This window comes from uncultured Campylobacter sp. (genome assembly GCF_938018145.1).
Lineage (GTDB): Bacteria > Campylobacterota > Campylobacteria > Campylobacterales > Campylobacteraceae > Campylobacter_A.
In genome coordinates this window covers 1-14,700 of the sequence record NZ_CALIII010000376.1, presented here as the reverse complement: position 1 = coordinate 14,700, position 14,700 = coordinate 1, and the positions used below count along the sequence as shown (strand labels likewise).

The window sequence follows — 14,700 nt, the reverse complement described above, 5'->3', positions numbered from 1 at the left end:
CCGAAAGTGCCCTTGCAATTGCTACCCTTTGTTTTTGTCCGCCAGAAAGCATGGAAGGATAGCTGTCCGCCTTATCATAGAGACCAACTAACTTTAAAAGTTCAATTCCCCTTGCTCTGGCTGTATTCATATCAACTCCCGCTATTTCCAAGGGGTATATGACATTTTTAAGCACAGTTCTCTGCTCAAAAAGATTGAAATGCTGAAACACCATGCTTACCTTGCGGCGAATTTCATTGATATTCGTGCCTTTGTCGGTAATATCCTTGCCGTCTATTTTGATCGTGCCGCTAGTCGGGGTTTCGAGCAAATTTAAGCAGCGCAAAAATGTCGATTTCCCTCCGCCGCTAGGGCCGATTATCGCTACGATATCGCCTTTATTTATCGTCTTACTAATGCCGTCTAAAACGAGCAGCTCGCCGTAGTATTTCGTTAAATTTGAGATCTCAATCATTTCTATTTAACCTTCTCTCCAGCATTTTTACCAGAAGCGAGAAAAATTTCACGCTCGCATAGTAGATCACTGCGGCAAAAAGTATCGGCTGGACGGTATAAAGCGCCGCCTGCATACTTTTTGAAAAAAACGTAAGGTCGGTAATTGCGACCAAACCTACGACCGAGGTTTCTTTAAAAAGGCTTATAAACTCATTCGCAAGCGCGGGTAGGATGTTTTTTATCGCCTGCGGAAAGACGATCTCTTTCATCGCCGTGCCGTATCCCAGACCCATCGCGCGCGCGGCTTCCATCTGGCCGCGATCGACGCTATTTATGCCGCTACGCACGATCTCTGCGACGTAGGCGGAGCTGTTTAGCCCAAGCGCGATCAAAGCGACGTAAAAGTTATCGCTCCAGGTCGCGAAAATCACGACCGAAAATATAAGAAGCTGCAAAATAATCGGCGTTCCGCGCAGGATATCTACGTATTCGTCGATGAGAAAGCTTAAAATTTTGATATTTAAAAACTTTAAAAACGCCAAAATAAAGCCCAAAGTCACGCCGATAGCCGTGCCGCCGATGGTGAGTCCCAGCGTCACGCCGTAGCTTTTAAGGTAAGCTAGACGTTGAGCCTCGTTTAACTCCGTCGGATAAAAATAATAAACGCCCGCGGAGACGATGACGACGAAAAACAGCGCCCTGAAAAATTTTTCGTTTAGCATTTCTTAAACCTTAAAAGTGTAATGAGGGTTAATAATACGGAAAAAAATATAAATTTAACCTTTTTTACGCGAAAAAATTATCTTTTAAACAAATTTATCATATTATCGTAACTTAAATTTAAAAAACCGAGGGAAATTTAATGGACTATGCACGCTATATCGCCATCGCGCTGTATTTTGGATTTTTGCTTTTCGTGGGGCGATACTCTTATAACAAAAACGCCAATATGGGTGAATATCTGCTCGACAACCGCCGCCTAGGGCCGGTCGTAACCGCGCTAAGCGCCGGAGCTAGCGATATGAGCGGCTGGATGCTGCTGGGCGTACCGGGCGCGCTATATGCCACGGGGCTAGCTACGATTTGGATGGTTTTGGGGCTCGTTATAGGAGCGTATTGCAACTACCTCTTTTTAGCTAAGCGTCTGCGCGTCTACACCGAGGTCGCTAGCGACAGCATCACGATCCCCGATTTTTTACAAAATCGCTTTAAGGACGAGACTAAAATTTTACGCATAGTCTCCGGCCTTTTGATTTTGATATTTTTCACGCTATATGTGAGCAGCGGGATAATCGCGGGCGGTAAAAGCTTTGAGAGCTTTTTTGGATTAGATTTTAAATTTGGCGCGATCTTTACGCTCGCTATCGTCGTTTTTTACACGTTTTTCGGCGGATTTCGCGCGGTTTGCATTACGGACGCGTTTCAGGGTATGTTGATGTTTTTGGTTCTAGTTGCCGTGCCCGTAGTCGCGTTTTGTAATCTAAATTTGCCAGACGGCGCTACCTTTTGGAGCGAGGTGGCAAAATACGGCAAAAACCACCTAAACGTCTTTTACGACCAGACTTTTTTAAGCATCTTAGGACTCATGGCGTGGGGGCTTGGGTACTTCGGACAGCCGCACATCATCGTTAGATTTATGGCGATACGAAGCTCAAAAGAGCTAGCCCAAGCGCGCCGCATCGGTATCGGCTGGATGGCGATAGGCTTAGCTGGAGCGATGATGAGCGGACTGATCGGCTTTGTGTATTACAGCGAGTTAAATTTGCCTCTAGCAGACCCAGAGAAGGTCTTTTTGCAGCTTGGCGAGACGCTGTTTCAACCGTTTTTTGTGGGTATTATTATCTCGGCCGTACTTTCAGCTATCATGAGCACGATCTCTAGCCAGCTTTTGGTTAGCGCAAGCTCGGTGACGCAGGACTTCGTGTTTGCCTTTTATAAAAAAGAAATTTCGCAAAAAGCTCAGGTCGCAGCCGGCAGATACGCCGTCGTGGCCGTCGCGCTAGTGGCTACCGCGCTTGCTTTTAGCTTTAACGAAAGCGTGCTAAACGTCGTGGGCTACGCGTGGGCGGGCTTTGGCGCGAGCTTTGGGCCGGTGCTGCTTTTTAGCCTTTACTGGCGCAGGATGAGCGCGCTAGCGGCCTTGCTAGGTATGATAACGGGCGGAGCGACGGTGATCGCGTGGATAGCGCTGGGGCTAAATTCTTACGTTTACGAGATATTGCCCGGCTTTGCGGTTTCTTGCGTCGTGATTTATCTAACCAGCCTCTACGGCGACGCGATAGACAAGATGAGCAACGAGCCAAACTCGGCCACCGTGCAGGACGAATTTGAAAAAATGAAAACGAGGCTGTAAATGCAAAGTAGCGTAAAATGCGGTAACTGCGGCGCCGAAGTCGATGTAAATTTAGCCCTTAAAACAGAGCTTGAGCTTGAAATGAAGCAAAAAATGGCGGCGGCCAGGCGAGATTTCGACAAAGAGATCGAGACCAAAAGGGCCGAATACAAGGCGCATTTGGACGCTTTAAACGCGAAGGAAAAAGAATTCGACGCTAAATTTGCCGCAGCCCTAAACGCTAAAAAAACCGAGCTCGAAAATGAAATAAAAGCAAAACTCGAGGGCGAAAATTTAAACATAGTAAATGCCCTAAAAACCGAGCTTGAAGCCAAGTCAAAGCAGATAAACGAGCTAAATTTAAAGACGCTTGAGATAGAAAAACTAAAACGCGAAAAGAGCGAGTTTGAAAGCGCGCTGATGGCTAAAACCGAGGCTGAGCTAAGCAAGCGCCTAAGCGAGGAAAAAGAGCGGCTAGGCAAGGCTTTGGCTGAACAAAACGAGCTAAAATTTAAGCAAAAAGACGAGCAGCTAGAGGCGCTAAAAAAGCAGCTAAACGAGGCGCAAAGGCGCATAGAGCAGGGCAGCGAGCAGCTACAAGGCGAGACGCAAGAGCTAGCCATCGAGGCGTGGCTGCGGGAGAAGTTCGTATTTGACACCATAGACGAGGTCAAAAAGGGCGCAAACGGCGCGGACGTGATGCAGATCGTAAATACCCGCGAGGCGCAAAACTGCGGCAAAATCTACTACGAGAGCAAACGCACGAAAAATTTCTCAAACGAATGGATAGAAAAATTTAAGGCCGATATGCGTGCCTCGGGCGCTGACGTCGGGGTGCTAGTTAGCGAGGCGCGTCCAAAGGAGCTAGAGCGCATGGGGCTGGTTGACGGCGTATGGGTGTGCAACTACGAGGAGTTTAAGGCGCTTTGCTTCGTGCTAAGGCAGGGCGTCGTGGAGCTAAATTTCGCTAGGAACTCCGCGCAAAACCGCTCAAACAAGATGGAGATGCTCTACTCGTATCTGGTTAGCAACGAGTTTAAGATGCGTATCGAGGCCATCGTGGAGGGCTTTTCTGCGATGAGCGAGGAGCTGGAGCGCGAGAAAAACGCGATGAAACGCATCTGGAAGAGCCGCGAAAAACAGATCGAAAAGGTGCGCGACAACGCGATCGAGATGTTTGGCTCGATAAAGGGGATCGCGGGAAATGCGATAGGGGAGATAAGGACGCTGGAGCTGGGGTTTGATGCGGGCGATTTTGATTCCCCATAAACGGCGGATTTTAGAATAAATTTTTCTACACCAGTCGCACTCACGCACGACTAGTCCGCTCCTTTGCGGGTAAGAAAAATTTATTTAAACTATGCCTATTCTGCATGGAACATTTGTCTCATATCCTGCTAAATTTGCAAATTTAACTCTGCTAAAATTTAAAAACGAAAGGCTCAAATTTGAGTGATTATGATTTGCCTAAAGGCGCCAGGCTTGATGACGATGAGAAGGTTCTGTATTGCTATCAAAATTTAAATTCTTTTTTTGTCGTTAGGATGTTTATTTGCATGTTTTTGCTATTTGTTTTGTTTAATATCATAGACGGCAGTATCTTGTCTATGCTTGTCATATCCGCCGTTTCAATTTTTCTATTTTACATTATGTGTTGCGAGATATTAAATTATAAAAGGCGATGCATATGTATTACCAATCAAAATTTTATTACCGGAAATAATATAAAAACAAAAAAAGAGGAAATATCATATTTCTATACAATTTATGCATTCGGATATCGTCCTGTAATCGTCTTTTATAAAAATAAAAAGTTTTTGTATTTTTTATTTGTCGAGGATGATGTAAATTTTAAAACTGCGATGAGCGCTATTTACAACATCTCGCTTAATGAAGATTTTAAATTTGATTTAGGTAGCGGAGCGTATGGATTCGCCAAGAGCTATGCGATAAGGAAATTAATAAAATAGTGCAAGTACGCAAAAGCATATTGATTAAGCACTGGTTCGGTGCGCCGCCGCGCTATATATTTTAAATTTGTAATGGGGCTAAATCTGCAAATTTGACTCGGCCAAAATTTAAAAAGCCAGCGAAGTTCTACTTTAGCTTCACTGCGTTCGCTAGCGCTTAAGGCAGCCTGCAAGCAAGAGGAGACTGCTACGCTTGCAACCGCCAAGCATGGCGCAGTTTAAACCCATCAATATAAAAGCAAAATAACGTCAAATTTTAACAAACTAAATTTTACATTTTCAAGATGCGGGGCTAGGCGAGTAAAATTTTTCAAGTTTTCTCTCAAATTTAACTCGCATCGACATAAATTTGATACTTACCGCAGCGGATGCAACGAAACAGATAGCCCGCCATATCGCCGCCCGCGACTAGGTAATCACGCACGTCCTCTACCGCAAATTCCCCGCGTAGCGCGTAGTCTGCAAACACCTCCTCCGCTATGCCCAAATCCTGCAGCTCCTTTGTGCCCACGTCGCCCAAAAACTTGCAGTAATCGTCGCAGCAAGCAAGCCAGTGCTCCCCCTGCCAGCTAAAATACCCGGGCGTCCTTTTAAATAGCTCCTCGGTTTTGCTCTTCGCGTCTGCAGCGCCCGGCGGCAGAGGATCCGCGTCCTGGATGAAGCCGGCGTCAAATTTCGCCGCTGCCGCGTCGCCGTTTTGTGCATACTGCTTTAGATAGCCGAGCTTTTTGAGCTGTTTTCTGTCTTTCGGATCGCAAATTTTACCGAGTAGTTCGCAGGCGCTCTTTTTTAGCCCAAGTAGCTCGTAAACGTCTACCAGTACGAGCTTCGCCTCTTTTTCGGCGTTTTTTTCAAGCTCGTCCTTGAACTCATAGAGCGCCAAAATGCTCGCCGCGCCGCCACCCGAGTCCCAAAACGCCTTTTGAATCGCGATATATCTTTGTCTAAGCTTATCCATTTTTCCCCTCAAATTTGCGGTTGCGGACGGTACCGTCCTTAAAATTTACCGAGCGGACCCACTGTCTTATCGGACGCCGAATTTGGGCCAAATTTTACTCCGCGCAGATCGCTTTGAGCTTTGCAAGATCTAAAATCAAACTATGCGAAAACGCGTCTATCACGACTCCGGCGTATTTGCCATCAGCGCTTTCTAGCATCGCGGCGTAGTCTTTTAGGCGCAGGTTTATCGCCTCCTGTTCGGCGTCGTTTCGCCATCTCATCATCTCGGCTCTGCTAGAAAACGCCGGAAAATAGCTAAGCCCGCTCTCCTCGTCTTCAAGCAAGACAAATTTGATATTTGAGCCTTCTTCTTCGTAAACTGCGCTGCCGTCTGGTTTTGCTAAGGCTTGATTTATGAGTACGGGCGCCAAAAACTCGGCCTTTTTTAGAGCCGAGATTAGCGCCTTTTCGCTCTGCTCGCCGCCGTCTAGTAAAAATGCGTCTATGAAATCGTTTAAATTTTCGTTCATCTCTCGCCTTGGATTAAATTTGGCGTATTATACATTTTTGCGTTTTTAAATCAAAATTTAGCAGTAAATAAGCTTTGCGTTGCTATAATCACAACCTCACTTCAGCTGGCGGGTTCATAGCTCAGTTGGTTAGAGCATCCGGCTCATAACCGGATGGTCCCAGGTTCGAGTCCTGGTGAACCCACCACCCATTCACATTATTTTTCAAATTTTAAAAGTCAATTTTATCATTAGACATAATCTAAAACAATATTGTATGTCAAATTTGAGTCGATTCCTAAAATTTAGCGGTCAAATTTGATGTCAAATCAAACAAAGGCGAAATCTGATTCGCCTATTTTTTGGTTTGTTTTAGCAGGTTCATCTTCATCTCGTAGTAGTCCACGCTCATATCGACGTAGTGTTTGTGCGGGTTTTCAAAGCGCTGCTCCTCCTGCCAAATTTCATTTTCCAGCTGCTCTTTTACGTACTCTCTGATTTGCGCTAAATTTACCTTTTCGCCCACGCGTTTGCCGTCTTTTACGACTAGATTTTGCAGCTGTTTTGCCGTGCACCCCTCAAAATACAGCTCCTTCCACGGCCTATCGGGATCTATGTAGCGGTAGGGTTTTGAGAGGTCGGGCGTTTCGTCCGCGTTTGCGATGAGGTCGGCTATGGCTTGGCCGTTTTGGTAGATGCGCCAGACCTTTTTTATGCCGGGATTGGTCATCTTTTCTACGGCTTCGGATAGCTTGATGCGCGGGCTAAATTTGCCGCCGTTTTCGACTGCTACTAGCTTATAAACCCCGCTAAAAATCGGATCGCTTTTGGAGGTTATCAGCCGTTCGCCCACTCCAAAGCCGTCTATTTGCCCGCCTTGAGCCAGGATCGAGGCGATAGTGTACTCATCCAGGCTGTTTGAGACCGTGATCTTGCAGTCTTGTAGCCCTGCGGCATCCAGCATCGCGCGCGTTTTTTTGGATAGATATGCTAGGTCGCCGGAGTCCAGTCTGACCGCTTTTAGGCGTTTGCCCAGCGGCTCTAGCACCTCTTTTGCCGTTTTTATCGCATTTGGCACGCCGCTATGTAGCACGTCGTAAGTATCTACTAGCAGCGAAGCGGAGTCCGGATAGAGCAGGGCGTAGCGCTTAAAGGCTTCAAATTCGTCGCCAAAATACATCACCCAGCTGTGCGCCATCGTGCCGGTCGTCGGTATACCAAAGGCCTTAGCCGCTAGCACCGTTGCCGTACCGTCTGCGCCGCCGATGTAGGCCGCCCTCGCGCCGTATATCGCGGCGTCTAGGTTGTGCGCGCGCCTAGCGCCGAAGTCAAACACGCTCCTGCCGTCCGCGGCCTTTACGACACGCCTGGCCTTGGTCGCGATGAGGCTTTGGTGGTTTATCTGCGATAGGATCGCGGTTTCTATGAGTTGCGCGTCGATAGGCGAGGCTACGACGGTCATAAAAGGCTCTTGCGGATAGATGATCGTCCCCTCGGCAAATGCGTATATATCGCCTTTAAAGCGAAATTTGCGCAGATAATCCAAAAAATCCTCGCTAAATAAATTTAATGAGCGCAGATAATCCACGTCGCTATCGTCAAAGTGTAAATTTTCTACATATTCTATGATCTGCTCAAGTCCTGCAAATATCGCAAAACCGCCGCCGTCTGGCACCTTGCGGTAAAAAACATCGAACGCCACGCGCGGCTGATCTCCGCTTTTAAAATACCCCTCCGCCATCGTAAGTTCGTAAAGATCCATCACCATGCTGACATTTCTCGCGTCAAACTGCGTCATTTTTGCCCTTTCTCGTTAAAATTTGATAATGATATAACCCCGCGGCTTGCGAGACGCTGAAATTCGGCGGAGCGCTTTTTAACAAATATATTATTTAATCTCATAATATTATCACTTTTTATCGGTTTTTAAGCTCTATTAGCATATAGTTTTAAAGTTTTTATTTAAAAAAAATTTTTATATTATTTTTATATTTTAAATTATTTTTTGAGTTTTTAGACGTTGAAATCTGTAAATTTAGGAGGATTTTATGAAGCAAGCCTTGCTTTTAAGCAGCTCAAGCTACAAAGATACGGGCTATCTTAGACACTGCAAAAACTGGGTGCATGATTTTATAAAAGAGTGCGGAGTTTACGGCGAGCAGGTGCTTTTCATCCCGTATGCCGGAGTAAGGCGCACAAACGACGAGTATGAGCAAAAAGTCATCGACTGCCTGGAGTACAAAAATATCGCGTCCATCCATAAATTTAGCGATCCAAAACGCGCCGTAGCCGAGGCTAAAGCCATCTGTATCGGCGGCGGAAACACCTTTGCGCTGCTTTACTATCTTTATAAATTTGATTTAGTCGAAGCTATCAGACAAAGAGTGGAGGCCGGAGTGCCGTATTTTGGCTGGAGCGCGGGTGCAAACGTCGCCGGAAGCACGATGATGACCACAAACGACATGCCTATCATCATGCCAAAAAGCTTTGACGCGTTAAATATCTTCCCGCATCAGATAAATCCGCATTTTATCAGCGGCAAGATCGCTGGGCACAACGGCGAAAGCAGGGAGGAGAGGCTGGAGGAGTTTTTGATAGTAAATCAAAAAAGCCTGATCTATGCGCTACCTGAAGGCACGGCTCTAAGGATAAAGGGCGAAAACGCAACCGTAATGGGCATGGAAAACAGTCCGGTTTTAAAAATGGCGTATCAAAAAGAAACCGAGCTCATAAAAGTCGGAGATAACTTTAAATTTTAGTCGTTTTAGGTTCGCGGCTCAAATTTCAAATTTGAAACTGTTTTAGAAGAGCCTTCAAATTTGGATTTGGCATCGATCGGCGACAAAAATAAAAAGATTAAATTTGACTCAAATTAGCGCGCAAAATCCAAGCGGCGCAAATTTGAGTCAAATTTGAAACAGGTATAAAACACAAAACGAAAGGGGACAAAATGGCTACTGCTAAGCTAATCTGTGCGGTCATAGGCTTGATCGCCGTCGTGTTTTTATTGGTCAAAAAAAGAGAGACCAAAACCGTGCTCATCGGCGTGGGACTCGTGCTCTGCGTCATCTGTCTAAATCCGCTCGGAGCGCTTGAGAGCTTTACGAAGTCGATGACTTCGGCCGGCCTTATCAAGGCGATTTGCGCCAGCATGGGCTTTGCTTACGTTATGAAGGTGACTAAGTGCGACCAGCACCTGGTTTTGCTACTTACCAAGCCGATGAAAAATATCGGATTTTTGCTGATTCCGGCTACATTCGTGCTGACTTATTTTATCAATATCGCGATACCGTCGGCTGCGGGCTGCTCGGCTGCGGTCGGAGCTACGATGATACCGCTTTTGATGGCCTCTGGCGTACGTCCTGCGATGGCTGGAGCGGCGGTGTTTGCGGGTACGTTTGGCGGCGTGCTAAGCCCTGGCTCAGCGCACAACATCTTCGTAACCGACATGGTTAAAAAGACAAACGAAGCCTACACCGTCCAAGACGTCATCGGCGTGCAGTTTCCAAACGCCGTAGCCGCTGGTATCGTCGTTTTGATCGTGATTAGTTTGACGGCGATTATCTTTAAAGATTATCAAAAAGGGCAGGATTTTTCGCCTAAATCTACAAGCAATTCCGGCGAAGCGACGCAGACGAAGGTAAATTTGCTGTTTGCTCTAGCGCCTCTCATCCCGCTAGTTATCCTAGTCGTCGGCGGTACGGGCCTAAATAAAATCTCATGGCTAGCATGGACGAAGATGGGCGTGGCCGAGGCTATGATTCTTGGCGCTATCATCGCGGTTTTCATCACGTGGACGAGCCCGGAAAAGATCACCAAAGAGTTTTTTAACGGTATGGGTAGCGCCTACGCCGAGGTCATGGGTATCATCATCGCAGCTGGCGTTTTCGTCGCGGGTCTAAAGGCGTGCGGCGCGATCGACGCGGTCACCGAGTGGCTAAAACACTCTCAGGAGTTCGTGCGCTACGGCGGTACTTTCGTGCCGTATCTCATGGGTACGGTTACGGGCTCGGGCGACGCGGCTACTATGGCGTTCAACCAAGCTATCACCATTCACGCCTCAGACCTTGGCTTTGCGCAGGATAAACTAGGCATGGCCGCTGCGATCTCAGGCGCGCTAGGCCGCTCGTCGTCTCCTATCGCTGGTGCAGCGATCGTGTGCGCGGGTCTAGCTATGGTTAGCCCGGTTGAGATAGCTAAGCGAACGGCTCCTGCGATGGCGATAGCCGTGTGCGTTATAGCGTTTTTTATGCTCTAAATTTACGGAGCTAAATTTGATAAAGTCGGCGCCTTGCCGACTTTGCATTTGCCGGGGCGACGCCTGTCGTCCTGGCTCATGATTTGGTTTTTGCGAGAGATGTTCATACGTGCAGCTTGCCGCTAAAATTTAAGGCTAAAACAGCAAATTTTCCCATCAAATTTACCGCACAAAGGTGGTCAATGTTATTTTTGAGTAAATTCTTTATAGCGGTCGCAGGCTAGCTCGGGCTCCATTTTGCACGCTTTTTTGAGGTATTTTTCGGCTGCGTTTGCGTCCTCTTTGACGCCTCGTCCCTGTGCGTATAGGTTGCCTAGATTGTAGCACCCGCCGCCGTTGCCCATCTCGCAGGCTTTGGCGTAAAATTCGCTAGCTTTTGCGTAGTCTTGCCTGGCGCCGCGCCCGTTTGCGTAGGCAAAGCCCAAATTTGAACAACCCGCTTCATCGCCCATATCGCAGGCCTTTGCGTAAAGCTGGGCGGCTTTTTTGCTATCCTGCGCCACGCCGTTGCCGTTGCCATATAAAAAGCCCAAATTTGAGCAGCCTGCACCGCTGCCTAGCTCGCACGCCTTTGAGTAGAGCTCTGCCGCTTTTTGATAGTCTTGCGCGGCTCCGTTTCCCGCGTTATCGTATAAAACTCCAAGCTCATAGCAGCTTGTGCCGTTTTTACCGTCGCACTCCTTTTGCAGCGCGTTTATATCGGCGCCGACAGCCAAAACCGAAGCGGCGATCAGCGGTAAAAATATCTTTTTCATCAAATTTGCTCCTATTTAAATTTGCTTTCGCATTTTACGCAAAGCGAGCTTAAATTCGGGCGACTCGGTCAAATTTACGGTTCAAATTTGACGTAAATTTGAGCTAGCGCCGTTAAGAGATGGGTCTCGTAAACGTAGATAAAGGTAGTAAGCGGGCGATTGTGATTTGCAAATTTGAGAGCGAAGTCGCCCTCAAATTTGACCCGGTTTATTTCTCTGCTATGATTTTTACGATCTCGCAGATGACGTTGCTGGCCGCGCGTAGCGATTTTACCGGCAGGTACTCGTAGATGGAGTGAAAGTTGTGCGCGCCGGTAAAGAGATTCGGACACGGTACGCCTTTTTCCGAGATGACCGCGCCGTCGTATCCGCCTCGCATCGGGATCACTTTTGGCTCGATATTTAGGCGTGCGTAGGCCTGCTTGGCCGCGACGACGGGCAGGCTGTTTTCTCCGTCAGCGAGGTAGTTAAATACGTTTTTGTAGCGGTCTTTTAGGCTGATCTGCACTCTGTGCGCGCCGTAAATTTTAGCAAACGAGTCGGCTAGATCTTGTAAAAACGCCATGCGCTGCGCGTATTTCGCCTCGTTAAATTCGCGAACGTCGAGCTTTAGCACGGTCTTTGCGCTGTTGCCAGATAGCTCCTTGACCCAGTAGTAGCCCTCGACGCCGTCGGTGTATTCAGGCGCTTCGCCGCCCGGTAGCATCGAGATAAATTTGTGCGCGAGTAGCAAGGAATTTACGAGCTTGCCCTTGGCGTTCATCGGGTGCGCAGACTGCCCGACGAAGGTCACGACCGCGTCGCCTGCGTTCCAGTTTTGGTAAATCAGCTCGCCTATGCCGCAGCAATCAAGACAGTAGGCAAAATCAGCCTTGATCTCCGAGACGTCAAGCGCCTTGGCTCCGCGCAGGCCTTGCTCCTCGTCGGGTAAAAAGCCAAACGTCACGTCGCCGTGCTCGATTTGCGGGTTTTGTACGAAAAACTGCGCAGTGTTTACGATGGCGGCGATCGCGGCCTTGTCGTCGGCGCCTAGCAGGCTGGTGCCGTCGGTTACGATGAGATCGTCTCCGACATAGCTCGCTAGCTCTGGGAATTCGCTTTGTTTTAGCGCGATACCTAGTTCTTTATTTAGCGTGACGTCGCCGCCCTCGTAGCGCACGATTTGCGCTTTCGTGTCGTTTTTTTGCTCCGCGCTAGTATCAAGGTGCGCGAAAAACGCCACGGACGGCAGCTTTTTAGAGGAATTTGACGGCAAAACAGCCGTAGTTATGGCGTTTTCTCGTCTTTTTATATTTTGCAGACCAAGCTCTTTTAGCTCGCTTTCTATCAGCTTTGCCAGATCGTGCTCGGTTGGGTTTGACGGCATCACGCCCGCCGCGCCCGCTTCGCGGTTTGTCGTTGTGTTGATTTTTGTATAGCGTAAAAATCTCTCGACTATGTCCATGTTTGCTCCTAAATTTGAGATAAAATTTATGAAATTATACTATCTTTTAATTAAGCTTAAAATAAAATTTTAATATTTTTGGGCAAGTTTAAAATTTAATCGGTATAATTCGCAAACTAAATTTAAAGGAGCAAAAATGCGAAATTTACGCTACGTAAGCGATTTTTCGGACTTTCATCAGGTTTTTTCGGCGACGCTGGGCAAGATGGCGACCGTGCAAAATAGATTTGCGGATATCGTCGGCAACCTCGACTGGAACGTTGATTTTGATCGATGCGAGATAGCTTTCGGCGATCAAATTTACAAGATACAGTTTATCGGCAGCGAGTCAAACGTGAGCGACACGTGGCTGTGGGGACACGCGAACGTAAATAACTTTGGCGAGGAGGCGACGCGGTTTTCTGCGGAGGTGTTGCGCGCGGGGCTAGAGTGGGGTTTGCAAGCTTTTAGCGAACCGAGCTTTGAGCTGGATGAAACCTTTAACGGCCATACGCTATGTATCGCCGCGTGCGGAGTCGCTGACGAAAATTTATGCTACTACGGCTGCAGGCACGATAAAGGCTGTGCGTTTGTGGCTATAACTGATGCGCCGGATTTGCTTTTTGAGCCTCTTAGCGCGCACGAGTTTGTCAAAACAGCAAGTAGCTGCATACAAAATCACGACGTAGATCACAAAATTTTCATCAAAAGCTTTTTGGAATTTAACGGAGTCAAATTTGATGAAAATATCGAGAAAGGCGGATTTTTTAAGAAAGCCAAAGACGAAATCGTAGCTAAATTTGACAAAGAGCTTTTGATCAAATTTGACGACAAGGGTAGGATTTCGGAGTTTAAATACGAATTTTAATTTGTGTAGTTTGAGCGAGGCGATGAGCTAAAAGCCCACCGCCTTAAATTTACGAATGAAAGTGAAACTCGTCCGGGTGATCGAGCGCGTAGCGGAATTTCTCCATATCTACTTTTTTATCCCAGATCGAGATGATTAGGCAGCCTACGGCGTTGCCGCAGAGGTTTCCGACCGCGCGCATCTCGGACATAAATTTATCCACGCCAAGCAGCACCGCAACCGTAACGACCGGGATACCTGCGCTAGGAAGCGCGGCAAGCGTACCCGCAAGTATGATAAATCCGGAGCCCGTGACGCCGACGGCGCCCTTGCTCGTTACCATCAAGATGACTAGAATTTGTATCAAATGCTCGACGGTTAGCGGGATACCGAAAGCTTGAGCGAGGAAAATAACGCTAAGCGATAGGTAGATGTTCGTGCAGTCGAGGTTAAACGAATATCCCGTCGGTATGATGAGTCCGACCGCACCTCTGTGGATGCCTGCGGCTTCTAGCTTTTGCATGAGCGGAGCTAGTGCGGTCTCTGAGGAGCTCGTCGCAAACACGATCAGGACTTCTTTTGCGATGAAACGCATAAATTTAAAGATATTGACCTTTGCAAAATAGCAAATTATACCCAGAACGACAAATATAAAAAATAAGCTTGCAATCGCCATAACGAAAAGTAGCTCAAGCATACCTAAAAGCGAGTTAATGCCGAATTTACCGATCAAAAAAGCCATCGCGGAAAATGCCGCAACCGGGCTAAATAGCATCAAAATCGTAAGCAGTTTTAGCACCCAGTGCTGAACGATTTCAAGCGGTCTTAGGATCTTCTTTTTATAGTCGTGCTTTAAAAACGAGATCGCAACAGCCGTCACGATGGCCAAAAATAGCACTTGAAGCGTGTTTGATTTGATAAACGGATCAAGCAGATGCACGTAAGGGAAAATGCCGTCTACAGGCACGGCGCCGCGTAAAATATGAAGCGTATGCGCTAAAATTCCGCTATTTGCGTCTATATTTGAGGCTTGGCTCGTAAATTTTTCTACGCTAGAGGCGTCAAGCTGCGTGTAGTCAAGGTGCATATCGTGACCCGGTTTTAGCGTCTCGCCAAAGATTATTCCCACTGCAAGGGCTATGGTGCTAACGACCTCAAAGTAGATAAATCCCTTAAGTCCGATCGAGCCTAGCTCCTTCATACTCTCAAGTCCGATGATACCTGAGACTATC

Annotated in this window: 13 protein-coding genes and 1 tRNA gene; 6 read left to right on the top strand and 8 right to left on the bottom strand. The window is 47.4% G+C overall.

Going from position 1 to position 14,700, the window contains the following annotated elements; translation table 11 throughout:
* Positions 1–454, bottom strand: a 454-nt coding sequence (locus Q0338_RS08760) for an ATP-binding cassette domain-containing protein (protein ID WP_298086417.1), incomplete at its 3' end; no start/stop codon positions are given.
* Positions 447–1,157: an amino acid ABC transporter permease gene (locus tag Q0338_RS08755; RefSeq protein WP_298086416.1), complete on the bottom strand. Its 711-nt coding sequence runs from the start codon at positions 1,155–1,157 to the stop codon at positions 447–449. The genes Q0338_RS08760 and Q0338_RS08755, both read right to left, overlap by 8 nt.
* 140 nt (positions 1,158–1,297) lie before the next feature.
* On the opposite strand from Q0338_RS08755, the gene putP reads away from it, so the two are divergent.
* Together putP and Q0338_RS08745 are read left to right on the top strand one after the other, a co-directional pair.
* A complete protein-coding gene (gene putP / locus Q0338_RS08750) occupies positions 1,298–2,788 on the top strand; it encodes a sodium/proline symporter PutP (protein WP_298086415.1) in 1,491 nt (496 codons plus the stop codon).
* Complete coding sequence (locus tag Q0338_RS08745; protein WP_298086414.1) at positions 2,789–4,036, top strand: DUF2130 domain-containing protein; 1,248 nt, start codon at positions 2,789–2,791, stop codon at positions 4,034–4,036.
* Positions 4,037–5,065: 1,029 nt separating this feature from the next.
* Here the strand turns inward: Q0338_RS08745 and Q0338_RS08740 are convergent.
* Both Q0338_RS08740 and Q0338_RS08735 read right to left on the bottom strand, forming a co-directional pair.
* Positions 5,066–5,695, bottom strand: coding sequence for a CbrC family protein (locus Q0338_RS08740; RefSeq protein WP_298086413.1), 630 nt, complete (start codon positions 5,693–5,695; stop codon positions 5,066–5,068).
* A 94-nt stretch (positions 5,696–5,789) separates the two neighbouring features.
* On the bottom strand, positions 5,790–6,206 hold the full coding sequence (locus tag Q0338_RS08735; RefSeq protein ID WP_298086412.1) for an SseB family protein: 417 nt from the start codon (positions 6,204–6,206) through the stop codon (positions 5,790–5,792).
* Between the two features lie 110 nt (positions 6,207–6,316).
* Here Q0338_RS08735 and Q0338_RS08730 point away from each other — a divergent pair.
* Positions 6,317–6,393, top strand: a tRNA-Ile gene (locus Q0338_RS08730).
* Positions 6,394–6,540: 147 nt separating this feature from the next.
* On the opposite strand, the gene Q0338_RS08725 is transcribed toward Q0338_RS08730, so the two are convergent.
* Positions 6,541–7,983, bottom strand: coding sequence for a nicotinate phosphoribosyltransferase (locus Q0338_RS08725; protein WP_298086411.1), 1,443 nt, complete (start codon positions 7,981–7,983; stop codon positions 6,541–6,543).
* Between the two features lie 250 nt (positions 7,984–8,233).
* Between Q0338_RS08725 and pepE the strand changes: the two genes are divergently transcribed.
* A complete protein-coding gene (gene pepE, locus Q0338_RS08720) occupies positions 8,234–8,944 on the top strand; it encodes a dipeptidase PepE (RefSeq protein WP_298086410.1) in 711 nt (236 codons plus the stop codon).
* Between the two features lie 191 nt (positions 8,945–9,135).
* A complete protein-coding gene (gene dcuC / locus Q0338_RS08715) occupies positions 9,136–10,443 on the top strand; it encodes a C4-dicarboxylate transporter DcuC (protein ID WP_298086409.1) in 1,308 nt (435 codons plus the stop codon).
* A gap of 185 nt (positions 10,444–10,628) precedes the next feature.
* Here the strand turns inward: dcuC and Q0338_RS08710 are convergent, their stop codons facing one another.
* Complete coding sequence (locus tag Q0338_RS08710) at positions 10,629–11,198, bottom strand: tetratricopeptide repeat protein (RefSeq protein ID WP_298086408.1); 570 nt, start codon at positions 11,196–11,198, stop codon at positions 10,629–10,631.
* Positions 11,199–11,406: 208 nt separating this feature from the next.
* Positions 11,407–12,642, bottom strand: coding sequence for a peptidase T (gene pepT / locus Q0338_RS08705; RefSeq protein ID WP_298086407.1), 1,236 nt, complete (start codon positions 12,640–12,642; stop codon positions 11,407–11,409).
* Between the two features lie 136 nt (positions 12,643–12,778).
* On the opposite strand from pepT, the gene Q0338_RS08700 reads away from it, so the two are divergent.
* A complete protein-coding gene (locus tag Q0338_RS08700; RefSeq protein WP_298086406.1) occupies positions 12,779–13,489 on the top strand; it encodes a DUF6882 domain-containing protein in 711 nt (236 codons plus the stop codon).
* 49 nt (positions 13,490–13,538) lie between these two features.
* On the opposite strand, the gene Q0338_RS08695 is transcribed toward Q0338_RS08700, so the two are convergent.
* A partial coding sequence (locus Q0338_RS08695; protein WP_298086405.1) for a cation:dicarboxylase symporter family transporter occupies positions 13,539–14,700 on the bottom strand: 1,162 nt, incomplete at its 5' end.